This is a genomic window from Microcoleus sp. B4-D4 (assembly GCF_036705185.1).
Classification (GTDB): Bacteria; Cyanobacteriota; Cyanobacteriia; order Cyanobacteriales; family Microcoleaceae; genus Microcoleus.
Map to the genome: position 1 here is coordinate 71,788 of NZ_JAUBTX010000021.1, position 22,875 is coordinate 94,662.

General features: G+C 45.8%; 25 protein-coding genes. 10 read left to right on the forward strand and 15 right to left on the reverse strand.

What is annotated here, in order from left to right; genetic code table 11:
- Window positions 1–12 precede the first annotated feature (12 nt).
- From QUB13_RS16900 to QUB13_RS16915, 4 genes are all read right to left on the reverse strand, one after another.
- Window positions 13–348, reverse strand: coding sequence for a XisI protein (locus QUB13_RS16900; RefSeq protein ID WP_333382697.1), 336 nt, complete (start codon window positions 346–348; stop codon window positions 13–15).
- Window positions 336–749: an element excision factor XisH family protein gene (locus QUB13_RS16905; protein WP_333382698.1), complete on the reverse strand. Its 414-nt coding sequence runs from the start codon at window positions 747–749 to the stop codon at window positions 336–338. The genes QUB13_RS16900 and QUB13_RS16905 overlap by 13 nt, the downstream gene beginning before the upstream one ends.
- Window positions 750–767: 18 nt before the next feature.
- Window positions 768–1,844, reverse strand: a complete 1,077-nt coding sequence (locus QUB13_RS16910; protein WP_333091743.1) for a branched-chain amino acid ABC transporter permease — start codon at window positions 1,842–1,844, stop codon at window positions 768–770.
- 238 nt (window positions 1,845–2,082) lie between these two features.
- Window positions 2,083–3,426, reverse strand: coding sequence for a branched-chain amino acid ABC transporter substrate-binding protein (locus tag QUB13_RS16915; protein ID WP_333382701.1), 1,344 nt, complete (start codon window positions 3,424–3,426; stop codon window positions 2,083–2,085).
- A 455-nt stretch (window positions 3,427–3,881) separates the two neighbouring features.
- On the opposite strand from QUB13_RS16915, the gene QUB13_RS16920 reads away from it, so the two are divergent.
- From QUB13_RS16920 to QUB13_RS16935, 4 genes are read left to right on the forward strand one after another with little or no spacing between them, the layout of a single operon-like run.
- The gene (locus QUB13_RS16920) at window positions 3,882–4,178 is read left to right on the forward strand and encodes a type II toxin-antitoxin system TacA family antitoxin (protein ID WP_333382703.1); all 297 of its coding nucleotides are present in this window, start codon (window positions 3,882–3,884) and stop codon (window positions 4,176–4,178) included.
- Window positions 4,169–4,681: a GNAT family N-acetyltransferase gene (locus QUB13_RS16925; RefSeq protein ID WP_333382705.1), complete on the forward strand. Its 513-nt coding sequence runs from the start codon at window positions 4,169–4,171 to the stop codon at window positions 4,679–4,681. Before QUB13_RS16920 ends, QUB13_RS16925 begins: the two co-directional genes overlap by 10 nt.
- Before the next feature lie 39 nt (window positions 4,682–4,720).
- Window positions 4,721–5,068: a nucleotidyltransferase family protein gene (locus QUB13_RS16930; RefSeq protein ID WP_333143814.1), complete on the forward strand. Its 348-nt coding sequence runs from the start codon at window positions 4,721–4,723 to the stop codon at window positions 5,066–5,068.
- A complete protein-coding gene (locus tag QUB13_RS16935; RefSeq protein ID WP_333382707.1) occupies window positions 5,046–5,402 on the forward strand; it encodes a HepT-like ribonuclease domain-containing protein in 357 nt (118 codons plus the stop codon). Before QUB13_RS16930 ends, QUB13_RS16935 begins: the two co-directional genes overlap by 23 nt.
- A gap of 142 nt (window positions 5,403–5,544) precedes the next feature.
- Here the strand turns inward: QUB13_RS16935 and QUB13_RS16940 are convergent, their stop codons facing one another.
- The 5 genes from QUB13_RS16940 to QUB13_RS16960 form a co-directional block, all read right to left on the reverse strand.
- On the reverse strand, window positions 5,545–6,033 hold the full coding sequence (locus QUB13_RS16940) for a hypothetical protein (RefSeq protein ID WP_333382709.1): 489 nt from the start codon (window positions 6,031–6,033) through the stop codon (window positions 5,545–5,547).
- A gap of 129 nt (window positions 6,034–6,162) precedes the next feature.
- Window positions 6,163–7,152: an AAA family ATPase gene (locus tag QUB13_RS16945; RefSeq protein ID WP_333382710.1), complete on the reverse strand. Its 990-nt coding sequence runs from the start codon at window positions 7,150–7,152 to the stop codon at window positions 6,163–6,165.
- Window positions 7,149–7,820, reverse strand: a complete 672-nt coding sequence (gene pnuC, locus QUB13_RS16950; protein ID WP_333382711.1) for a nicotinamide riboside transporter PnuC — start codon at window positions 7,818–7,820, stop codon at window positions 7,149–7,151. Before pnuC ends, QUB13_RS16945 begins: the two co-directional genes overlap by 4 nt.
- Window positions 7,821–7,841: 21 nt before the next feature.
- A complete protein-coding gene (locus QUB13_RS16955) occupies window positions 7,842–9,293 on the reverse strand; it encodes an NAD(P)/FAD-dependent oxidoreductase (RefSeq protein ID WP_333382712.1) in 1,452 nt (483 codons plus the stop codon).
- An 87-nt stretch (window positions 9,294–9,380) separates the two neighbouring features.
- Window positions 9,381–10,451, reverse strand: a complete 1,071-nt coding sequence (locus tag QUB13_RS16960) for a glycosyltransferase family 2 protein (RefSeq protein WP_333382733.1) — start codon at window positions 10,449–10,451, stop codon at window positions 9,381–9,383.
- Between the two features lie 756 nt (window positions 10,452–11,207).
- Here QUB13_RS16960 and QUB13_RS16965 point away from each other — a divergent pair.
- Entirely contained in the window at window positions 11,208–12,320 is a 1,113-nt protein-coding gene (locus tag QUB13_RS16965; protein WP_333382713.1) for a glycosyltransferase family 2 protein, read from the forward strand.
- A 63-nt stretch (window positions 12,321–12,383) separates the two neighbouring features.
- On the opposite strand, the gene QUB13_RS16970 is transcribed toward QUB13_RS16965, so the two are convergent.
- Window positions 12,384–12,923: a Dps family protein gene (locus QUB13_RS16970; protein ID WP_333382715.1), complete on the reverse strand. Its 540-nt coding sequence runs from the start codon at window positions 12,921–12,923 to the stop codon at window positions 12,384–12,386.
- Between the two features lie 152 nt (window positions 12,924–13,075).
- On the opposite strand from QUB13_RS16970, the gene QUB13_RS16975 reads away from it, so the two are divergent.
- The 5 genes from QUB13_RS16975 (at window position 13,076) to QUB13_RS16995 (ending at window position 17,913) form a co-directional block, all read left to right on the forward strand.
- Window positions 13,076–14,116, forward strand: a complete 1,041-nt coding sequence (locus tag QUB13_RS16975; protein ID WP_333382717.1) for a mevalonate kinase family protein — start codon at window positions 13,076–13,078, stop codon at window positions 14,114–14,116.
- 56 nt (window positions 14,117–14,172) lie between these two features.
- Window positions 14,173–15,084 carry a UTP--glucose-1-phosphate uridylyltransferase gene (locus QUB13_RS16980; protein WP_333382719.1) on the forward strand — a complete coding sequence of 304 codons (912 nt, stop codon included), beginning with the start codon at window positions 14,173–14,175 and terminating at the stop codon, window positions 15,082–15,084.
- A 336-nt stretch (window positions 15,085–15,420) separates the two neighbouring features.
- On the forward strand, window positions 15,421–15,771 hold the full coding sequence (locus QUB13_RS16985) for a hypothetical protein (protein WP_194008388.1): 351 nt from the start codon (window positions 15,421–15,423) through the stop codon (window positions 15,769–15,771).
- A gap of 128 nt (window positions 15,772–15,899) precedes the next feature.
- Complete coding sequence (gene ycf46 / locus QUB13_RS16990; protein WP_194008387.1) at window positions 15,900–17,429, forward strand: stress-responsive protein Ycf46; 1,530 nt, start codon at window positions 15,900–15,902, stop codon at window positions 17,427–17,429.
- A 130-nt stretch (window positions 17,430–17,559) separates the two neighbouring features.
- Window positions 17,560–17,913 (forward strand): DUF1257 domain-containing protein, encoded by a 354-nt coding sequence (locus QUB13_RS16995; RefSeq protein WP_096832348.1) that lies wholly within the window; start codon window positions 17,560–17,562, stop codon window positions 17,911–17,913.
- Between the two features lie 114 nt (window positions 17,914–18,027).
- Here QUB13_RS16995 and QUB13_RS17000 read toward each other — a convergent pair whose 3' ends face one another.
- The 5 genes from QUB13_RS17000 to QUB13_RS17020 form a co-directional block, all read right to left on the reverse strand.
- Entirely contained in the window at window positions 18,028–19,275 is a 1,248-nt protein-coding gene (locus tag QUB13_RS17000; RefSeq protein ID WP_333382721.1) for a glycosyltransferase family 4 protein, read from the reverse strand.
- A gap of 227 nt (window positions 19,276–19,502) precedes the next feature.
- Complete coding sequence (locus QUB13_RS17005) at window positions 19,503–19,652, reverse strand: hypothetical protein (RefSeq protein ID WP_333382723.1); 150 nt, start codon at window positions 19,650–19,652, stop codon at window positions 19,503–19,505.
- A 304-nt stretch (window positions 19,653–19,956) separates the two neighbouring features.
- Complete coding sequence (locus QUB13_RS17010) at window positions 19,957–20,970, reverse strand: glycosyltransferase (RefSeq protein ID WP_333382725.1); 1,014 nt, start codon at window positions 20,968–20,970, stop codon at window positions 19,957–19,959.
- Window positions 20,971–21,104: 134 nt separating this feature from the next.
- A complete protein-coding gene (locus QUB13_RS17015; RefSeq protein WP_333382727.1) occupies window positions 21,105–22,226 on the reverse strand; it encodes a glycosyltransferase in 1,122 nt (373 codons plus the stop codon).
- A 105-nt stretch (window positions 22,227–22,331) separates the two neighbouring features.
- Complete coding sequence (locus tag QUB13_RS17020; protein WP_333382729.1) at window positions 22,332–22,607, reverse strand: glycosyltransferase; 276 nt, start codon at window positions 22,605–22,607, stop codon at window positions 22,332–22,334.
- Window positions 22,608–22,875 lie beyond the last annotated feature (268 nt).

The following is a 22,875-nucleotide window of genomic DNA, read 5'->3' on the forward strand; positions in this document are numbered from 1 at the left end:
CGATCGCACTTTTTAGGCGATCGCAAATCCCGTATGTTTGCGTACTTCCGGCGAATGAAACGCCAAAACAATGCAGTTTTCAGGAACCCCACCCTCCAGTAATTCATCGGTAATGCCATCTTCAATACCGTCATAATGAATCCACAGTTTGCCGTTCCGAATTTCAACGTGAACTACAGCACCATGAATGCGTTTGCGGTCTTGCCAACCTTCGTGCATCAACATAAAATGATTGCGGTCTTGGCTGACAATCACATAGCTACTAATGTCGCCGTATCTGTACGGCAAATTAGCATAGTAAGACAATATTTGATAGATTAAGTCCCGGTAGTCGTCTAGTTTATCCATTTTGTAATAACCTCCTTAACTGGATCTACCACAATGAGTTTTATTCCCCTATCTTCGAGAACAACTTGCACGATTTCCTCCGCAAAAAAAGTAGAATAAACTTCTTCAACAATTGCTAGATATAGCGTGCGCTCTGGATCTAATCTAGATAAGAGTGTTAAGTATAAAGTATATTTCCCGATCGCATTTCCCAAATCTTTTACTGGAGATTTGCCGATAAAACTTTTGATTTCAACAGCAATTATTGTTCCCTTGCGTTCAGCAGCTAGCAACTTTTTAGCTCCTAAGTCTACTAAAACACCGCGCAAGCCAAGCCGTAGAGGGAAAGGATCGTCTGTAATTATCCACCCATCCTTTTCTAAAGCAGTCCTTACATTATAATGATAAATGTCTTTTGCCATTATTTCAACCCTGCACCTTCAAACCTTCTCCTGAACATTCTCACCCAACAAACCCCCAGGCCGAAAAGCCAAAATCACCACCAAAACCCCAAACACCCAAGCATTAGTCCAGCGGCTCGACAAATACTGATCGCTCAAAGACGAAAGCACCCCAATCAAAACCCCTCCTAACATCGCCCCTACAATATTGCCAATTCCCCCCAAAACCGCCGCCGTAAAAGCCCTCAAACCCGCCGTAAAACCCATCGTAAATACGATCGTATTATTGTACAAACCAACCAAAATTCCAGCAGAACCAGCCAAAGCTCCCCCGATCAAAAAAGTCAGAGCAATAATCTGATCCACATTAATCCCCATAATCTTAGCAGCATCGCGGCTTTGAGCAGTTGCCCGCATCGCCTTTCCCAGACGAGTGTACTGCACAAACACATGAAGCAAAACCATCAATACAACCGCCACCACCAACACAATTAAATCTTTCGTAGTAAATACAATACTGGTTTCAATTCCCAAAAATTTGAGAATATCAACTCTGGGTAACAAATCGGGAAAACTTTTCGGAGCAGCCGAATTAGAACCCATCACTGGAATAAAAGCTTTCAAACCTCCCCAAAACAACCCCATATTTTGGAAAATGAAGGAAACCCCGATCGCCGAAATTAAAGGAGCCAAACGCGGAGCATTCCTCAAAGGTCGATAAGCGTACTTTTCCACAACAATATTCAGCCCAGCACAAAACGCCGAACATACAATTAAAGCGACTAACATCACCGGTATAGCCACAGCTAAAGGTGCGCCGTCTTGAATGCCAAAAGCCCCGAACACAGTTAGGGCAGCAAAAGCACCCAACATATACAAATCGCCGTGAGCAAAATTGATTAATTCAATAATGCCGTAAACCATCGTATAACCCAAAGCAATAATCGCAATCAGCGCCCCGTTGACCAAACCAACTAATAATTGTTGAATCAAAACTTCAGGGTTGCTGGCTATTTCTCCAATAATTTTGGGCAAGTCAAATCCGGCGATCGGCCCTAACAACAAAACTATATAAGCTACACCTAGATATAATAGAATACTTTTCCAGTTTTTCATAATTATTCGTAATTGGGCATTGAAAATTGGGCATTAGGAACATTCATTCTACTTGTTTCTAGGCAGATATTAGAAACGCGGATTCGGAGGCTCTACCTCCAATTTTTCGGATCGGAAAGTCCAGCAGACCAAGAGTGACATTGGTTCCTAGGCTCTGCTTAGGAACCAGTTAAAATCACTACAGTCAACAGTCAACAGTCAACTGACAACAGTCAACTGACAACAGTCAACTGACTAATTATTCCGTTTTGAGGGCGCTCACAAACTCCCACTTGCCATCTTTAACAACATTTCCTGACATTACAGTCAAGCTCGTGTCGCCGTTAGCGTCAAAACTCCAATTGCCGAGTACCCCATTAAAATCCTTAGTTGCCAAGACAGCATCGCGGATCGCAGCGCGGTCATTTTTGCAGACTTTATTAATTGCGGCGATCGCCACTTTAGCAGATTCATAAGCGTAAGCTGTATAAGCTTCCGGTTCAGCATTAAATTTTGCCTTGTAACTTGCGTACCACTTGGCCCCCTCACCAGTCAATTCTTTAGCAGGCAAGCCGCCAAAAGTAGCGTAAACACCTTCGCCATCTTTGCCTGCTGCGTCAATTAAAGCTTGATCTTTGATACCGTCGGGCCCCATGAACTTAACTGCATCAGCCGCCATCCCGACATTTCTCATGTCTTTAATTATTTGTCCCGTGTTGCTCTGAGTAGTGCCACCGAAGTAAATCATGTCTGGATTTAAAGCTTTGATCTTATTCATTAACGCCTTGTAGTCGCTAGCTTTAATATCAATTCCCTCCCGACCCAAGACTTGAATTCCCAACTTTTTAGCCGTTGCTTCAAAAACGTCAGCGATACCTTTCCCGTAGAGTTCTTGATCGTCGAGAATGAAGACTTTTTGTACGCCTAAAGATTTCGCCCAATTTCCAGCAACAGAGCCTTGAAGGTCATCAGCAGGGACAACGCGGGTGAAATTGCGAGTGCCTGCAGGATAATAAACGTTGGGTTCTTTGGGCTCGCCTGTTCCTGGTTTAGTCAGTCCCGGATAAGTGTTTGCCGGACTGATCATCACGATGTTAGCTTGGTTGAGCACGGGAATGGAAAGTTTGGCTGCACCGGAGTTGTAGTGACCGATAGCGGCAACTACCGAACCGTCAGCAACGGCTTTGTTCGAGTTGGAGGTTACTTGGGCCGGGTCCCATTTGCCGGCGGCGGCGGTGGCGTCATCGAGCACTTCGTATTCGATTTTGATTTTGCCGTCGCAAGCTTTGGAGTCGGTTTCGGCGAGTGCTTGTTTGATGCCGTTGACCATTGTTTGAGATTGACCCAAGGCGCTGCCTGTCATGGGGAGCATGGAGACAATTTTGACAGTATTTGCGTCTCCGGGGGCGCTGACTGCGACGGGAGAGGCTCCGGGACTGCTTCCAGTGGCGGTGGGTGCTTGAGGATTTTGACAGCTAGCGCACAGAGAGGCTATGCCGGCGGCGAGGAGTATTGTCCGCAATCGGGCCGCGCCCGGATTCTGGGTTGAGTTGGTTGTTGAGTGTGTGGCACTGTTGCCCCCTGATTTCTGGGAAAAGTTCATAGGTTGGTTTGTTTGTTGCTTGCGTCTTTGCATATTTTCACTCTGTAAGTCTGTAAGTCAAGAGTTAGCACAAGTTTCAAAAATTTGTGTCAACTATCAAAAACAGACCTAGAAAGGCAACATCAGGACTTAGGCCGATCGCTCCTGTCTCAGGGGCGGCGGGGGTTGCCCGTACAATGCGTGAGTTTACGATTCGATCGCGGTTAACTAGATCCGCGATCGAAGATTTCAGTAGATGTGTTGACATTGTGTATACAACAAATCATAATATAAATATGCTAGGGCTAAGCTGTTGAACATTTAAAACAGATTGTATGGTGCCCAGCGTCCGAAGTGTTTCCCGTTTAAGCGTAAGTGTTCGCGGATGACGCACCCGGAAGAGCCAAGTTAGTGATTTAAATGCACAACAGCTTACTAGCTCTAATTACTACTGTGTCTAGCCAGAGGTAACTGTTATGCACCCGCCAGCATCTGAAGGGCCAGTCAGCCAGACCCGCGATGTGACAATCAACATTCGAGCTCAGCCGAATCAACGCGCTCTCATCGATCGCGCGGCCCAATTACAGGGAAAGAGCCGATCGGAGTTCATGCTTGAATCAGCTTACCAAAAAGCTCAAGATGTTCTTCTAGACCGCTGTTTTTTTGGGTTAGATGAACTTAAATTTAAGCAATTTTTGGCGCTGCTGGATGCACCGCCGACGCCAAATCAGAAGCTAAACGCATTACTAAAAACAAAATCTCCGTGGGATTAGATCGAGATTTAGACCAACTCTGCCCGCCTGAAAAACTGAACTCGTTACATCAAATTGAGACCTTTGATTCAGGCAACAGTCAGTTAGATGAATGGCTCAAGCGCCGCGCTCTGAAAAATGAGTCAGAGGGAGCTTCACGGACTTATGTTTTGTGCGATCGCCAAGCAGTCATTGCGTACTATTGTCTTGCAAATGGAGCAATAGCACAAACTACTGCAATGGGTAAAGTCCGGCGCAATATGCCCGATCCGATTCCTGTGATGGTGATTGGAAGGCTTGCAGTCGATCGCCATTGGCAAGGCCTCGGCATCGGACGCGCTTTGCTGCGGGATGCAATTCTTCGCACTTTGCAAGCTGCTGAGATTGCAGGGATACGGGCAATTCTCGTACACGCTATTTCGGAAGATGCGAAGGAGTTTTACCAGAAGTGCGGGTTTACTGTGGGGCAGATCGATCCGATGACACTTTTGGTGAAAGTTAGCGATGCCATTGCTTCACTTTAGCTCAGACATTATTTACTCTCGTTGGAGGTTGACTCGCGGATGATTGAGTTGCAATCAGATTTAGAATATGTGGTGAGCGATCGCCTAAAAGTTTCTTTAGATGCGATCGCTCAATTTTGCCAGCGCTGGAACATAGTCGAGTTTGCCCTGTTTGGCTCGGTGCTGCGGGATGATTTTCGCCCCGATAGCGATGTGGATGTATTAGTTACTTACGAGCCATCGCACCGCCTCACGCTGTCTCATTTATTGGGTATGCAGGAAGAGATAGAGCATTTATTTCAGCGATCTGTAGATTTGGTGGAAAAAAAGCTGTTAAAAAATCCCTATCGGCGATCAAACATTTTGAAAACCTATCGAGTGATTTATGCAAGCGGGCGATCGGGATAGAGCTTCACTTTGGGACATGGCGCAAGCAATCCGTCGGATTCAAGAGTTTACTGCTGATGCCTCTTGCGACACTTACCTGGAAAGTGTTTTTATGCAAAGTGCCGTAGAGCGGCAGTTGGGGATTTTGGGGGAGGGATTTCGGAGAATTTCGAGCGAGTTTCAGCAGTTCCCTCCCGAAATTGATGGGCGAAATGCGATTAACTTACGAAATATTTTGGTTCACCGTTATGACCAAGTGAGACCAGAAGTTATTTGGAATATAGTTACAAGTATTTTGCCTAGTTTACTGGTACAAATAGAGGCATTACTGCCACCGTTACCTGATGATATTTGATATCATGCCCGGTCAAATTCCTCCGCTTAGCGCTTGAGGGCGATCGATCCGGTTTGTAGTGAGGACTTTAGTCCGCATGATCGAAGGACTAAAGTCCTCACTACAAACTAATCTTAATCGATATCATTCAATCGGACATCAACTACGGTAGCTGACCTAATTTTTGAGTAAGAATCGCTACAGCCACTTCGTAATCCTTTCCGATGAGGTAAGAAAAATGATAATAGCTGGCAAGATAGAAATCGCAACCAAACTTCTGATAGCGATCGCAGATCGCCAGAAATCCATAACGGGCATCGCTGGGCTTTGTGAACCAATCACGATGGTAAGAGTCCTGAAGAAACAGGGTGAGTGTCTGTTGGTCAGCACTCGGAATCAATCGAATGGGATAAATGCTGGCATGGTGCGATCGCGGCACTGGCAGCAGCAGGTTATACTCTTCAACTGTGAGAAAATCTGCCAGACTATCTTCGGATCTCTCAAAGTAGGATTGCTCCGGTAACTTGAGAAAATGGTGCCACGCCATCCAAAATTCGTGTTTGCTATCAAATCCTGGATCGATATCTAATCGCCACTGTCGATCCTGACATAAATCATCGAGAACATCTTGGGGCAAATCCGTGAGTTTCATAAATCGTTTCCCTGCAATCCTTTTAACCGCCTAGTTCGACTATTCTAATAGATATCTAGAGCAGCAAGAGATATTTCAAAAGAGCGATCGCCCGCAAATAAAAGGTGCGCGCTCGCACTCCAGTTATTCCTAATTCTCTAGCTCCTTTAACGGTTCAAACACCAACAGTGAATCGATCGCCCGCAGAGCCTCCAACATTCGCAACTCGTGCGTTCCTCCCACAGTAATATACCGCTTTCCTTTCTTCTGAAGAACCTCAACAAACCACTGGTGCATAATCATCCGTAAATGTTCGCTTTCTCGCGTTCCATCCTGAACAAACCCGAAATCCGGCTGAGTCAAAATATACAAATCGCAGCGGCGGCTGTCTGCAATTTTCTCGATTGTCGGGTGTTCGGAACCAACATAGCGTTTGTGCCAAATACAAGTAGCTAAAGAATCTGTATCGCAGATAATGACTTTGTTAGCACGAGTAGCAATATCGTCTTCTATAGCAGCTTGTTTCTTGGCAATTTCTACAAATTCATAGCTGTCCCAAATTTCAGGATCGGGCGAATATTGCCTACCTTCCCAGTAACACCTGCCGTATTCGGGAACCCAAGCAGTTTGGTAGTGCTGTGCGAGCGATCGTGCTAGGGTAGTCGTGCCGCTCGATTCTACACCCAGCACGCAGACTCGTTTGGCAAAGTAGGCCTTGGCTGGGGGAGTCAGCATTTGCCAGTGTTCGGCTAGGTGCGATCGCAATTGCGTTCCAGAAATCGGGAATTTGAGCCGTTCGCGATCGACTGCACAGTGTTGAGCTCCCATCAGTTTTGCCCAAGGTTCGCCGTAATCCTCTGAAGTAAAAGCGATATCGGGTTTTCGCCCGGAAAGCACCTCAAGAGTTCTCTGAGCCCAAGGTTCGGGGGCTTCCGGCAAATCGTCAAGAACTTCGATAACTTCTGCGTCGGGATGCAAAAACCGAATCCAGTCGGCTCTAACGCTTCCTGCAACTGCTTGATTTGTTTTGTAACAGGCGAGAACGATTAAACGGTCAACCTTTTTTTTAGCTTCTCGAATTAAGTAGTCGTGTCCTTTGTGGAAGGGGTAAAATTTGCCTACAGTAACACCGAGTCTCATAAAGATTGCTGCTGTTTTAACTTGTGTTCCGAGTAAATTCGCTGGAAATTTTGCAGTCCGTAAATTGCCATCAACCAAAAAATCGCGTACAAAATACTCGTCAGATATAGCCCCCGCGAGGCATATAATGGAACGTAAATCGTGTCTGCAACAATCCACAAATACCAGCTTTCGAGATAGCGTTCCATCAGGTACAACTGGGCGATCGCACTTAATATGGTCGTCAGGGCATCCCAAAAAGGTGCTGCGCCGCCCAAAGATATTAATACTGTTCGCAAGCCAAATACGCCAACTGTAACTAAGACGCCTGTGAAGATAAGCCAGCGTTGGGAAATTCGGCATACAGGTTTTTCTGTGCTGTTTTCGCCGCCCCGCAGCCAAATATAAATTGCTTGCAAGCTCGTGATTAAATAGAAGAATTGAATCGCAACTTCGCCGTAAAGTTTAACTTGATAAAACACTGCAGCGTAGGCGATAACTCCGATTAAGCCGACCCACCAGCCGAGGGGATTGTTTTTAGCAAGCAGCCAAACGCTCCAAGCAGAAGCGATCGCGGCGATCGCTTCGATTAAGTTGAGTTGGATAGGGACAAACCGCTGCACTGAAAGCAGGAGCAAGAAGACGCTTGCTGCGAAGCCGATTAAGTTTGGCAGGTTGGCTTTTTTCATGGCAATCCCTATTTCGGCTGGCTATATGGACTGCGAAATTAAATCCGAATCCTTTTTTTCTTTTGAGCGATCGACACTAAAATCTTCATAGTACGATCGCTCAGTATTCACATCCCACAAATCGTGCTTTTCGCCGAGAATATTTCTCGCCGCCAGCAACCCCGTCAGCATAGAATGGTCTTGATTGTTGTATCGGTGCATACCATTTCGCCCGATCGTCTGCAAATTCTCAATACCCTTCACAAAACCTTCAAGTACCTGCAAATGTCCGCGATATTCCCCATCATAAACTGGATAAGCTTTAAGTTGCCGTATGACAACTCCATCTTCAACCTCGGCAGTTGTTGCTAAACCCAAACCAACCAACTCGCGAGTTGCTAATTCCACAAGTTCAGCGTCCGACATTTCCCAAACCTCGTCCCCTACGCTACAGAAATATTCCATTCCCAAACAACTTTTGCTGACATCGGGAACTAAAGCGGCGCTCCAATTCTTAAAGTTTTGAATTCGTCCCACTTTGACTTCGGGGGAGTGAATGTAAATCCAGTTGTCAGGAAACAAATCCTTGCGATCGACAATCAGCGCTACAATCAAAAAATCTCGATATTTGAGCGATCGCGCGGCGTGCAACACCTCTTCTGGCGGCTGCGGTTTTAGCCTCGCTATCAGCGCCGATATCGGCATACTCGTAATAAAATTATCCGCCGAATATTGAACTAATTCTCCGTTTTGCTCCGCAGTAATACTTTTAATCTTATTACCTTCGCGCTCAAAGCTGATCGCCTTAGTATCGAGATAAACTTTGCCGTCTTTATTCTCCACAGCTTCCGCGAACTTTTCCCACATCATCCCCGGCCCCAAAGCCGGATAATCAAACTCTTTGATTAATGTTTTAGTATCGTTGCTGCCAAACAAAGCATTAATAATTGCTGTCGTCAGCGACAATCCTTTAATCCGCTGCGCCGCCCAATCTGCTTGAATTTCCGAACAAGGAATGCCCCAAACTTTTTCAGTGTAAGTCTTAAAAAATGTTTTATACAAGCGTTCGCCAAAACGATTGATCACCCACTGTTCAAAAGTTGTTTCTTCCGGTAGCGGCCAAATTCTCACTTTCACATAGCTCAAAATAATCAGCGTACTCTCAATTATGCCCAAATTAAACAGAGTATTGAAGGCACTGATCGGATAGTTAAAAAATTTACCTCGATAAAAAATTCTGGACAATCGCGGCACTTTAATAAACTCATTTCCCAGTACCTCTTGCCACAACTCCTGCACGGCTTCAACTTTAGTATAAAAGCGGTGGCCGCCAATGTCGAAACGATAGCCTTTGTAGGTTTCGGTGCGAGCTATTCCCCCAACTTTATCACCTTTTTCTAGTACAACAGGGATGATACCTTGTTTGACGAGCTCGTAGGCAGCAGTCAAGCCCGCAGGGCCTGCACCGACGATCGCAACCGGATAATGTTTCACTCAGCCTACCTCCAGCTTTTTTATCGAACTATACCATTATTTATAACTTCTAAAATAGATAGATGCACCCGTACATACCCTGAGAAACTATCGATCGATCTGATGTTGAAGCGCAATTGGCATTGATTTATTCAGCGGTACCGGCAAGCTAACCTTGGCAGTCAAGGGCTTTTTTTGGGACAAATGGCGAGCCGTGCCGATCGCAAATGCCAGTCCGCTGTAAAAATAGAAAAGCCAGTGCCAAGGAATTGTTTTCAGAGCAAATATGAGACCGTGTTTTTGCTGAAAAAATCGATAAAGCGGTGCATTAATTGCTACCAGCGGTACAGCTACAAACGGCACAGCTAGCAAGCAGTTCAGCGACCAACAGGTTCCCAAAACCAGAAGCAGCATTGCATAAGTTAAAATCACGCTGAGCCGATTCGACACTTGCAAGTTGAGGTCGTTATTTAATTGCCGATCGCGCCAAATAAGTTCCGTCCAAGGCAGCGCTCGGTAAAAAAAGTCAGCTTTCACCATCCCCATCGCCTCCCAGCGCTTTAAGTGCTTCACCTGCAATGTTTTGCACAGCCGAATTTGATGACCGGCTTGTTTCAAACGGTAGCCGAATTCAATATCCTCGATCGAAGCTTGGCGGTAATTCTCATTAAAGCCACCCATCTGCAAAAAAATTTCCCGGCGAATCACTCCGCAAGCTCCCCAAAAAGTCGAAGCTTCTTCGTTACCGGTTTGGTGCACGTAGTGGTGCAGCAAGTTCCTGTACTGCGACAGAAAATCTGGATCTCCAGGAGCGTCGTCGTAGGAGCCGATGAAAGCAGTCAAGTGGGGATTATTTTTGAACACCGATATCGCATAACCCACCGCTTCACGACAAACAGCCACATCAGCATCCACAAAAAACAGAATATCTCCCTTCGCAGCTTGCGCTCCCAAATTTCTCGCTCGGGCGGGGCCGCCGCATTCAGGAATTCTAATTAACTTTGCCCCGAATTCCTTTGCAAGTCTCCAAGAACCGTCGCTTTCGCCATCTGCTACTACAATAATCTCGATCGGTCTGGGCACAGCTTGAGCCAGTTTTGACAAACAGGTGCGGAAGTAAGAACCCCCGTTGTGGACTGGGATAATCACGGATACAGTCGGGTCAGCGGTAGAAATCATCACCTAAATAACTTAAATTACACGGGCCAAAATTTGCTTGAATTTAAATGGTGCTTTTTCATGAAGAGTAAAATTAACTCTACTTTTTGTTTATAACTCGATTTCTGTTTCTATTCAACTAAATGTTTGCTGGCATGGCAATAATCTGCATTTTTCCCCCTTCCTGCCTGCTATTCTAGGCTTGATCTTCCTTAAACTCACCTGATGCAGACAACAGCTTTACGAAATCTTTAAATATGTCATTGTTTTTGTAAACTTGAGAAAAAGCCCCACCAGCCATTGTATCTGACACTGTTCCACCACAAGACTTTGATTTTACAAATATGTATCAAGTATCAAATATAACATTAAGTAAGTATACTGAAAAAAGTCAGCAGAAGCGTCGATTTTAGATACTTCGACTTCGCCCTATAAGGTTGAGATTTACTTGCAACGTCGGTGAATCACCGAAGCTTGAACTTTCCTCTAAAATTTGGGGCTCTCCCCGACAGGAGTACGCGGCACCATGCCAGTTTTGGAGCGGACTCAGGAATTGACTAATACAATTTATTGTGCAGAGCTCATTCGCGAGGGACTCTTGCACTAAGTCTGTATCCACCGCTGTGACAATGCACATTTTAGGAACTATGGCAATATACTTAAAACATACATTTGAATTTTTTTGACGGTGTACGATCGACCTTTGGTGATTTGCTAACATACCATTAGCTCGCTTTCTTTGAGCCAAAATTTTCACCTACACAAATTTTATCCTGCATGAACACCTTCCAAAACAATTTAAAACCACCATTAGTTTCAGTCATCATACCAGCTTACAACGCCGAAAAATTTATTGCTAAAACACTAGAATCTGTCTTATCTCAAACCTATCAAAAACTAGAAATTTTAGTAGTAGACGACGGCTCAACAGATACAACAGCCGAAATCGTCAATTTTTTTGCCCAAAAAGATAGCCGAATCATCTTATTGCAGCAGTCAAATGCCGGAGTCGCCGCCGCTCGCAACCTAGCAATAGAAAAATCCCACGGCGAATACATTGCACCCATCGATGCCGACGATATTTGGTATCCGCAAAACCTAGAAAAACAAATAGAATGCTTAACAAAATCAGAACCCACTGTCGGAGTTGTCTATTCCTGGTCAGTTGATATCAACGAACAAGACTTGCTCACAGGCGGATTTTACAACTCCACTATCGCCGGAGAAGTTTACCAAGCATTAGTTTATAAATATTTTATCGGCAATGCCAGCTCATCCCTAATCCGCCGCGCTTGCTTTGAAAAAATCGGCGGTTACAACTGCAAATTAAAAGCAGAAAATGCTCAAGGCTGCGAAGACTGGGAACTGCACCTCCGCATAGCCGAACATTATCAATTCAAAGTAGTGCCAGAATATTTAGTTGGCTACCGCCAGATTGCAAGCAGTATGTCTTGCAACTATGCAGCAATGGCAAAAGGTCATTCTTTAATTATGGCAAATGTCCGGCAGCAACATCCCGAAATTCCTAGCAACATTTATCGCTGGTCTAGCAGTAATTTCTACATTTATTTAGCAGTAAAAAGCAACCGCAGCGGCAATCATCGCAGTACATTATTTTGGCTGGCTCAAGCTTTTAAAGAAGATTTATTTATGTCACTATTGCGTCACAATCTGTACTTGCTGTCAATAACTAGCCTCTTGAAAATTATAGTCTCACCGCCCGCTGAATCGGGATTAAAATTAAAACCAACATCAGAATCGAGTGAAGATACGACACTTGCGACGATTGAGACGCGGACGAAAGTTCACAGAATGCTGCCGTCGCAGGTGTATGAAAGAATGCGGTTTAATAGTTTAATAACTCAAAAAATTCAATCTAAAACACATTAAAATTGCTCGTTACCAGGCTCTTCCTGGTAACGAGCAATTGCTTAAGTTATTAAATTTTCATTCCTAAGCATGAGAAGCTGTAGCAGTTTTAGCTTTTGGCTGCTGACCGTCAGACGAAAGCGATTCGCCTTCAATAAACGATCGCAACATCCAAGCCATTTGTTCGTGCTGTTCCATCAAACCAGTCAAAAAGTCTGCGGTTCCGTCATCCTTAAACACTTCACCACACTGTTCGACGTGTTTGCGGAGATTGCGAATAATCAGTTCGTGATCGTCAACCAAACGCGATACCATCTCACTTGCTAAAGGCAAATCGCCGACGTGTTCCTTAATCGAACCATACTTGAGAAAACCCTCAGCAGTACCAATTGGGTAGCCGCCTAAAGCTCTAACCCGTTCGGCCATAGCATCAATATTCTCAGTCAATACCTGGTAGTGTTCTTCCCACAACTGGTGGAGCGATCGAAACTGCGGGCCAACTACATCCCAGTGATACTTTTTAGTTTTGATTAACAGCAGATAAGCGTCAGACAGGTCGTGATTCAAAAGTTCGATAACACCTGCACGTTGCTCGTCAGATAGACCTATATTTAACTTACGCATTGAAATTATTTCCTCAATTCTTCTAACTAAACATTTATTAAAACAAATTTTGCCAGCCGTTGACATCAACCCAAAGGACGATCGCACTTTTAGTCAAATATCTGCATTTCAAGTTAAAGTAATCGCAATATAGATACCTTTAGATAGATGTCATGCAGCTTTTTGTTCCTGGCCGCCTTTGTCTGTTTGGCGAACACAGCGATTGGGCAGCCGCTTATCGGCCCCTCAATCCCGCTATAGCAAAAGGCTGCACTCTGATAGCCAGTACAAATCAAGGAATTTATGCTGAAGTTAAGCCGCATCCCACACACTTGATTTTGCGGGCTGCTTTAAATGACGGCACCAAAATAGAAGCTGCACTCCCGATGGAAAAAAATCGTCTGCTTGCTGAAGCACAAACAGGAACTTTTTTCAGTTATGCAGCCGGTGTGGCGGCTCAATTTCTCACCTACTACCGCGTGGGAGGAGTAGAGATTGACAATTATTTAACAGATTTACCAATTCAGAAAGGCCTGTCTTCCAGCGCCGCAATTTGCGTATTAGTAGCGCGCGCTTTCAACCGCTTATACGATTTAAAAATGAACGTGCGCGGTGAAATGGAAATGGCTTATTTAGGCGAGACTGCAACACCTTCGCGCTGCGGCCGCATGGATCAGGGTTGTGCCTATGGAAATCGCCCGATTATGATGATTTTTGACGGTTCTCAAATGGATGTTGTTGAGCTAAAAGTTACCAAAGATTTGTTTTTTGTACTCGTAGATTTGGGCGCTAGCAAAAACACTCAAGAAATCCTGGCAAGTCTCAATCTGGCTTACCCCTTTGCTGCGAATGAAGTAGCAGCAAACGTGCAGCAATATCTCGGTGCCATTAGTTCGAGAATTACGCAGGATGCAGCCGCAGCTTTACAGCAGGGAGATGCGGTTAAACTCGGCGAGTTGATGAAAGTTGCCCAGAGGGAATTTGACAAGTATTTAATCCCCGCTTGTCCGGGGCAGTTAACTGCTTCTGTCTTGCATGAACTTTTGAACTATCCACCAATTCAGCCTTATATTTTGGGTGGGAAGGGAGTAGGTTCTCAAGGAGACGGCACGGCGCAGTTTATAGTTAAAGATGCAGAAAGTCAACAGGAGGTTATGGAGATTATTGCACGGGATTTTCCTCAGATGAATTGTGTGAAACTGAAAATCAGTTGAAAAAAAATACGAATTTAAGGAAGCTTCAAATTCTTCAATCTAAAATCTAAAATCCTATGACAATCCGTTCTCAGTACAGAGTCCGCAAAGCGGTGATTCCGGCCGCCGGTTTTGGCACTCGGATGTTTCCGGCTACTAAGGCTGTGAAGAAAGAATTATTTCCAATTATCGATCGCGACGGCCGCGCCAAACCGATAATTTTGGCAATTGTGGAAGAAGCTTTGAGCGCCGGAATCGAAGAAGTTGGTATAGTTGTGCAAAAGGGCGATCGCACTTTTTTTGAAGATTTCTTTAAAACTCCTCCGTCTCCCCAGCTTTTCCAAAAACTGTCTGTGCAAAATCAGGACTATAGCAAATATTTACAAAATGTGGGACAGAAAGTTACAATTCTTACTCAAGATGTTCAGGAAGGATTCGGCCACGCGGTATTTTGTGCTAGAGAATGGACGAACAGCGAGCCATTTTTGCTGCTGTTGGGCGACCACATTTACTTGTCGGACACTGCAAACTCTTGCGCGCGCCAGCTATTGGATATTTACTCGCAAGTGCAGCAAAGCGTAATTGGTTTGAGGGTGACAAAGGCTGAGGTAATTCATCACTACGGCTGTGCGGCTGGTGTTTGGCAGGAACAAGATGCTATTTTGTCTGTGGCGCAAGTTTACGAAAAGCCGGATATCGAGTATGCGCGGCAGCATTTAAGCGTACAAGGAATGGGGGATGATTTATTTTTATCGATGTTTGGGATGTACGTCCTCAATCCTAAACTATTTGATTGTTTGGCAGAACATATTAGTGCCAATTTTCGAGAAAGAGGTGAATTCCAGTTAACATCGTGTTTGGATAAATTGCGGGAGTTCGAGGGAATGGCTGGTTATGTGGTGCAAGGGCGGTGTTTTGACACGGGATTGCCGGAGGTTTACCGACAGACGCTGATTGATTTTGCCATATCTGGTGGGGCGATCGGCTAACGGGCCTTAAAATTAGACTTGCATTACCTCCCCAAACTCGCTCCTATACAAATGATCTGTGTTTATGCGCGTCAATTTGCCTTAAATCTGCCATTGACAGCCATCCATTCATTCCCCAATCCCAAATCGCCATACCCCAATCCCAAATCGAAATACCTGCTGCTGCATCGCAGCCTCATCAGCTAAAAGCCCATTAATTCCGTTGTAGGCTGCCCCAAAATCACCTCAATTGTAACGAAGTATTACAAGATGACGCTAAAACTGCATAGAGGGTTGACAGCAAAGAATTAAGTGGCTAATCTAATATACATACCCGGGTAAGTTCAATTCACTGATATGCAAGAAAAGCAAAAAGTTACGCTGTATCTTCCACCTGAACTGCATCGCCAGCTCAAAATCAAAGCCGCAGTCGAAACAGAACCGATGTCATCAATTGCAGAAAGGGCAATTGTCTTTTACCTAGGAAACCCCGAAGTGGTTGACGAAGTAGAAGCCTCCTACGGACAAACCCACCGGGTGTACACTTGTCCAGAATGCACGGGTTCTGTAGTAATGCGAGATGGAGAACTGGCATCAGTAACAAGTCAGCCGAGCGTATTGGCTGAGCAAGATCTTCCAGTAAAGCAGGTGTCAGGCGTCGGTGCCAGCACAGCCAGACCGGGAGAGGAAGAATTGGTTCCCTGCTAAGAATGCCTTGCTTCCCCAAAAGCTAGAACTTAAATTTACTGAAATTTTTCACTAAAATTTTTCTAATTCGGCTAAAGGCAGCATTGAGATTCAGCACAGATAGCACCGTCTCTAGTGGGTCGAGGACTATGCAAGAAGAGATCAGTATCCTAATCCAAGCTCAATATCCTCTGATCTACCTCGTGACATCCGAGGAAGAGCGGTGTGAGCAAGCAATTTCAACAATAGCTCAAGCCAAGCCACAGCGACGAGTATTCGTCTGGACTGTAACCCAAGGCATGATAGAGCGCACGGATCACGGTCAACCTCGGAACACTCAGCAAAGCACCCTCTCGCCACAGGCAGCCCTTGAGTGGGTTATCAGGCAGCGGGAACCAAGCAACAACCCCAGTGGAATCTATATATTCAAAGACCTTCATCCTTTTAAAGATGATGCAACTGTAACAAGGTTATTGCGGGATGCGATCGCCAACTTCAAAGGAACGCAAAAGACAATCATACTGATGTCTCCTTTGCAGCAAATTCCGATCGAGCTAGAAAAGGAAGTAGTGGTATTAGATTTCGCGCTTCCCGACATGAAGGAACTCAACCAAGTGTTGTCCGGTCAGTTGGAGCAAACAAAATCGCGACGCATTACCACAGAAGCGCGAGAAAAACTTTTAAAAGCAGCCTTGGGATTGACTAAGGACGAAGCTGAAAAAGTGTATCGCAAAGCCCACGTTTCGACAGGGCGGTTAACTGAAGAAGAAGTAGACATAGTTCTGTCGGAGAAAAAGCAATTAATTCGGCGCAACGGCATTCTAGAGTTCGTTGAAGAAGATGAAACCCTGGATGCAGTAGGCGGTTTAGAAGAGCTGAAACGGTGGCTCAAGCAGCGTTCCAACGCCTTTACAGAAAGGGCGAGAGAATACGGCCTGCCCCAACCAAAAGGGATGTTAATTCTCGGCGTACCGGGCTGTGGAAAATCGCTGATTGCCAAGACTACATCGCGCCTTTGGGGACTGCCCCTGCTGCGGCTAGATATGGGCCGAGTCTATGACGGCTCGATGGTGGGTCGATCTGAAGCCAACCTCCGCAACGCTCTAAAAACAGCAGAATCCATCTCTCCAGCCATCCTGTTTATCGACGAACTAGACAAAGCCTTTTCCGGAGGCACTGGTTCTGCCGACTCAGACGGAGGCACATCCAGCCGAATTTTCGGTTCATTCCTCACTTGGATGCAAGAAAAGACTTCCCCAGTCTTCGTAATGGCAACAGCCAACCGCATCGAGCGGTTGCCGGGGGAATTCTTGAGGAAAGGCCGGTTCGACGAACTCTTCTTTGTTGACCTGCCTACCAAAGAAGAACGCCAAGATATATTCAATATTCACCTGTCAAAGCGCCGTCGGGACATCTCTCGCTTCGATTTAGAGCAGCTTTCCAATGTTTCCGAGGGCTTTTCAGGCGCAGAAATTGAGCAAGGGTTAGTAGCAGCCATGTACGAGGCCTTCGCTCAAGATAGAGAGTTTACGCAGTTAGATATAATCGCGGCCATTAAATCCACATTGCCACTGTCTAAAACCATGACCGAACAGGTCAGCGCCCTCCGAGATTGGGCGAGACAGCGCGCACGGCCCGCTGCGTCTTCCGTCGCTGAATATCAGCGAATGGAATTCTAAAAGCTTTCTCCTGGTCCAAACAGGAGCAAAGGCTAGCAACAGCTAGCAGTTCGATTGAAAAGCCGCCCAGCGGCACCGTTAAATCCAGACCGTTGTTGTTTCTCTCTCAGTTTTATTAGGAGGAAATCCAATGTCTCACTTTAGCACTCTTCGTACCAAAATCACCGATGCCGAAATCCTGAAAGCTTCACTGCGCGACTTGGGCATTTCAGTCAAGTCAGAAGCTGATGTTCGCGGTTATAACGGTCAGCGCGTTCGCTCCGACATCGTAGCGACTCTGGAAGGCGAATACGACCTGGGTTGGTCTCGCAATAGCGATGGTTCCTTTGACCTGATTGCCGACCTCTGGGGCGTGGCCAAAAAGCACAATCAAACTGAGTTAATTAACTCCATCAACCAGAAGTACGCAGTCAACAAGACCTTGGCAGCCGTCAAGCAGCGCGGTTTGCAAAACGCCAACGTCAAGCTGGTAGTGCAAAATTAATCGCCGTGCGCGTTTCTAAGCTTGCGGGTTAACCAAATACGGGTTAACCCGTTTTTTGCGCTTGAGTTTTTTGGCACGGCCCCTACAGCTCGACAGACAGAGGAAAGCTGCTCCTTAGCGGACGCTATCTTTTACGGTTTGTTGATAAATTTCAAGCATTCTATCGACTTTGCGTTCCCAGTCGAACTGCTGCCGGACTCGCTCCCGTCCAGCGCTACCCATGCTCTGTCGCAGCTCCGGGGATTGAGCTAGCTTCAGCATCGCATCAGTCAGTCCCTTGACAAAGCCTTCTTTAGAAGCTGGTTCTACTAAAATTCCACTTTTGGAATCGAGATAATCCGCCGGGCCGCCCCAGTTCGTGGCTATGACGGGTAAGCCCACCGCCATTGCTTCCATTACCACGGCCCCCCCAGGTTCGCGTAAACTCGGGAACACCATTGAATCAGCTTGTTTCATTTTGATAGCGCACTCTTCCTGAGACAGCCAGCCGCTAAATACAACCCTGCTGTCGAGCCCCAAACGAGCTGTTTGAGCTTCGAGTTCCTCTCGCATCTCCCCATCGCCGATGATTTCCAAGACTGCATCTGTTTGAGCTGCGACGGGGGCGAAGGCTTCTAGCAGTAAGTCTACACCTTTCCAGTCTGCCAGTCGCCCCAAGAAAACAAAGTGAACTTGTTTATTTGGCTCCTTTAATGCGGTAGAGTCCGATCGCCACACCGAGAAATCCACGCCGTTTTCCACGAGTTCAATAATTTTACCCCGGACTCCTGATGGAAGTGCCTGCTTGGTGCGATTGTTGGCCACCAACAGCGTCTCGGCTTTGATTTTGCCGGGAAAAAGACGGTTGAAGAAATCGACGAACTGGTAACCGATCGCGATTAAAATATCAATGGTCGGATTTTGGCGCGATCGAAATGCCAGAGGAAATTTAACCGACGTGTTCATCGGCCCGATAACTACCGGCACTCCCAAATCGAACATCAACGAAGGAAGTGTTGCCGAGACTGGTGTGGGTTCGTGTACAACATCAATCTGGTGTTCGCTCACCAGCCGCCGGACAATGCGGCGCTGCAGCATTTGCGTGTACAGGTGACTCAGCAGCCCAAAAGTAAATTCATTCACTCTTGCTGGGATAAATTGCCCGCAATTACTAAGCAGCCGGTGCAGCGAAGTATCGGGTACAAAGTGCATTCGATCGTGTTCTTCTGGAAACAATCCTTCGAGTTCTGCCTGGGTGCGGGCGTGAACTACTAACCAAGTCTCTATTTTGCGCGATCGAAGTATCCTGAAGTAGTTCACCGGCAGCAATGACTCACCGCCGAACTTAGTTGAAGCATTTTGAGCAACAATTACAATTCGCATAACTTCTTTTGTCCCCAACTGGGTTAATAGACTATTTAAACTTAGAAGCTGTTTTTTCGCAAATCATTGATTAAATTCTGCATCAACTGGATTGCCTAACAAATTAGCTGAATGCCCATTATTTTCGCCTTTCCTTGTCAGGTCTTTTTCCCTGGTAAAGTATTTTTAGTCACCTCAATGCTTTTTGCGATACAAGTAATGCTTTTGTGTGTGTTTTTTTACTTTTACTAAGTCGTTTTATTTCTTTCGTCGTTAACAAGAGTTACATCTGCTACCAGTTTTCTAATTGCTTGTGAAAAGTTGTAGCCGATAAAAGGTACAGATGCACCATCGCGGTTGGACTCTATAAATAGAAATAAAAATTTTTGGTTGGCCATTTTGATTCTTCCGTACTTAGTATGCTCTTTGAGTCAAAATTTAAAGTCAAACCATTACAGAGTTTGAGTTGGGTGACGTTCTACACTCAAAATACTCCTTGAGTTAGTTCGCGGCATGGCAATCCAATACAGCCAGGTGTCAGACAGTGAAAACTCTAATAATTTATCATACCAAGTACGGAAGAGCCACCATTTGTTTGTGTGATCTGGATACTTGCCTGAGATCGCCGCAGGCAAGGGCTAGTAGGGGAAAGACAAGTTATGTTTATTTTGACTTATTTACTCACTAAATTTAGCACTCATTCTACCTCGCCGAATTCATAGACTTTGATGTTTTGTATTCGATCAAATTGCTGCGCTGTCCCAGCAACCGGCGCTGGTGAAACTGAATCTGACCTTGCAACTGGGGAAATCTGCCGATCGCACAAGCTATAGCATAAAGTGCAGCATCCTTGGCTGGCAAATTCCGCTGCTGCAGCATCCGGCGGTAAATTCGGTAAGTAAGTACCGGGTAGCCGGCCAGCAACCAGAGGCTCCACCCGTGGGTGAACCAGGCTGTACCCAATGCTAGCACTGGCAAAACGAATCCCCAAAACCAGATGCTGAGGGTATCTTTCACCCAGTGGCGTTCGGGGGTGTTCCCGTGCAGGAAGGAACCTTCGGCGTAGGCGTGACCAGCTCTTTGACAACGCTTCCACCACTGGTCAAAACCTGTCATTTGGGCGTCGTGCAGGGTCATTTCTGCATCTAAGCGCTCGATTTTCCAGCCGTTTTGGCGCAGCCTCACGCACATTTCCGGTTCTTCGCCGGCTATCAGTGCGGGGTTGAAACCGCCGACTTGCTCGAATGCTTTGACTCGCATCATCGAGTCGCCACCGCAGGCTTTTGCTTCGCCGACTGGCGTGTCCCACTCAATGTCGCAAAGCCGGTTGTATGCTGTGGCTTCGGGGAATTTTTCGCGCCGGCGCCCGCACACTACAGCTAATTCTGATTTGGCTGCGAGTTGTTGCTGGGCTAGTTCGAGCCACCCGTCAACTACTTCGCAGTCGCCGTCTACGAATTGGACAAATTCGATGTCTGGTGCTGCTTCCTGCAGGCGGGCAAATCCTGCATTTCTGGCGCGGGCTGCGGTAAAGGGTGTAGATAGGTCTAGTTCAACTGTATTGCAGCCGATCGATCGGGCTAATTCCAAGCTGCCGTCTGTTGAGCCGGAATCGACATAAACCACCAAAGCTACTTTGTCTATCGCCGATAGCAAGCACGATCCGAGCCTCGCGCCCTCATTTCGCCCAATAGCAACCAATCCAATCTGTTTCAAACCTTACCTCTTAAATTCAACTTGCAAGCTGTTCTTTTATATCTTAGTCAAGGTAACTTCAAAAGTTCTTCATAAAATCAATCAGAGCGAGTTCCTGTATATTGTAGTTAATTTAGCCCAGCGACCTAGCTGAATCAGCGATCCGTGATACCCATAATATCCAGATATTTTTGAGCAGTAGCCTCAACGCTGAATTGGGCAAGCCAAGCTGGATCGGCTGGCTTTGTTTGACCGGACAATACTTTTAAAATTGCTGTTGCGAGCGCTTCGCTGTCGCCTACTGGTACTAGCTCGCCGTACTTGCCTCGGTCTAAGATTTCATAGGGGCCGCTCGGGCAATTTGTAGAAACAATTGGGGTTCCCAAAGTCATTGCTTCTCCCAGTATAACCGACAGACCTTCCCAAGCTGAAGACAAGACAAATACTGCCGCTCGTGCCATGTATGCAAAAGGATTTTTTACAAAACCGGGCATTATCACATCATTTTCCAAACCCAATTCGCGGATTATATCTTCTAGTCTATCCCGCTCTGAACCCTCGCCTAAAATAATCAACCGAGCCGATCGCACCTGCCGTACTTTAACAAAAGCATTAATTAAGTTAGAAAAATTTTTTTGCTTTTCTAATCTCCCCACTCCCAAAATTACTGGCACTTCTGGAGAATTCAACCAGGGATTGTCTACAGGTTCTTTACCTTTTTTTATGACTTCATCAATCTCTATTGGGTTGTTAATTACCTCGATTCGCTCAGCAGCTAAGCCAGTGATAGACGCTAGGTCTTCAGCTACTCCTTGAGAAACTGCTACTATGCCGTCTGCCCAGGGGTAAAAAAGTCGTGATGTCAGAGGCGACCAATGCTTAAAGGTTAAGGGAGATGTATTTGCCACTTCCTGGGAAAGATTCGTGTGTTCTGAGACCACAAACTGTGTAGGTACGCCCGAAAAATGCTTAGCCCATAGTGCTACCTCATTGGCATAATGATTTGCTGACATTAAAGCTGTGGGTCGTTCCTGTCGCAGGTAACGCACTAATTTAGGAACTCTTGTTAATATCTTTTCAGCCTCTAGGTTTATAATCCGAACTTCGGGGGGAAAGTCCCACAGGAAAGACGTTCCGGGAAAGTTAAGTACCAAATCTACTTTAACGCCACGAGCTACAAAATTGCGAGTTAAGTTCAACATTACCCGCTCTATACCCCCGTTGAACAGGCAATGCAGATAAATAGCAATGTGCGCGGGCTGTTTGAGTGTATCCATTGAGTTATTTTTTTAGTTTGAGTAGTGTTTTTCGATCGAAATTGATCCTGCAAGCTGTGGCTGCGGGGAATTTCTCGTGCGGCAGCAGACTGCTGCTAATTCTGCTTAGGCTATTATGGCTCTCCTGGCTATCGGGTGATTGATATAGCTTATATATCTCAGGGTAAGGATTTCAGCGATTCGATTGCCAAAATTCTGTGCTGTAAAATACAGTTTGCACCACAGATCCAAGAGAGCCGATCGGGCTAACTCTAGGCTGCCGTCTGTTGAGCCGGAATCGACGTAGACGACGCGGACAACTTTGTCTGTGGCCGACACTAGGCACTGGCGGAGGCGCTGCCCTTCATTTCGTCCGATCGCTACTAATCCAATTTGTTTCAAGTCTTACCTCTTGAATTCGACTACTGAGAAGTTCCTTTAATATTTTACTGGACTTTAGACTAAATAAAGATGAGAACGGTGGCTTTCAGAAGAACTAGAGCCACCGTTAAGGAAAAAATGAGGATGAAAAATAAAACCTATCCACTCCCTTAATGAACAGTGAACGATTAAGTAACTACACAAAATTAATTAGGGCTTGCTGAATAAGCCTAAAACCCTTACCTCAAAAGACTTTGACTCGCGTTCGGCGTAGACAACGTGTAAGACT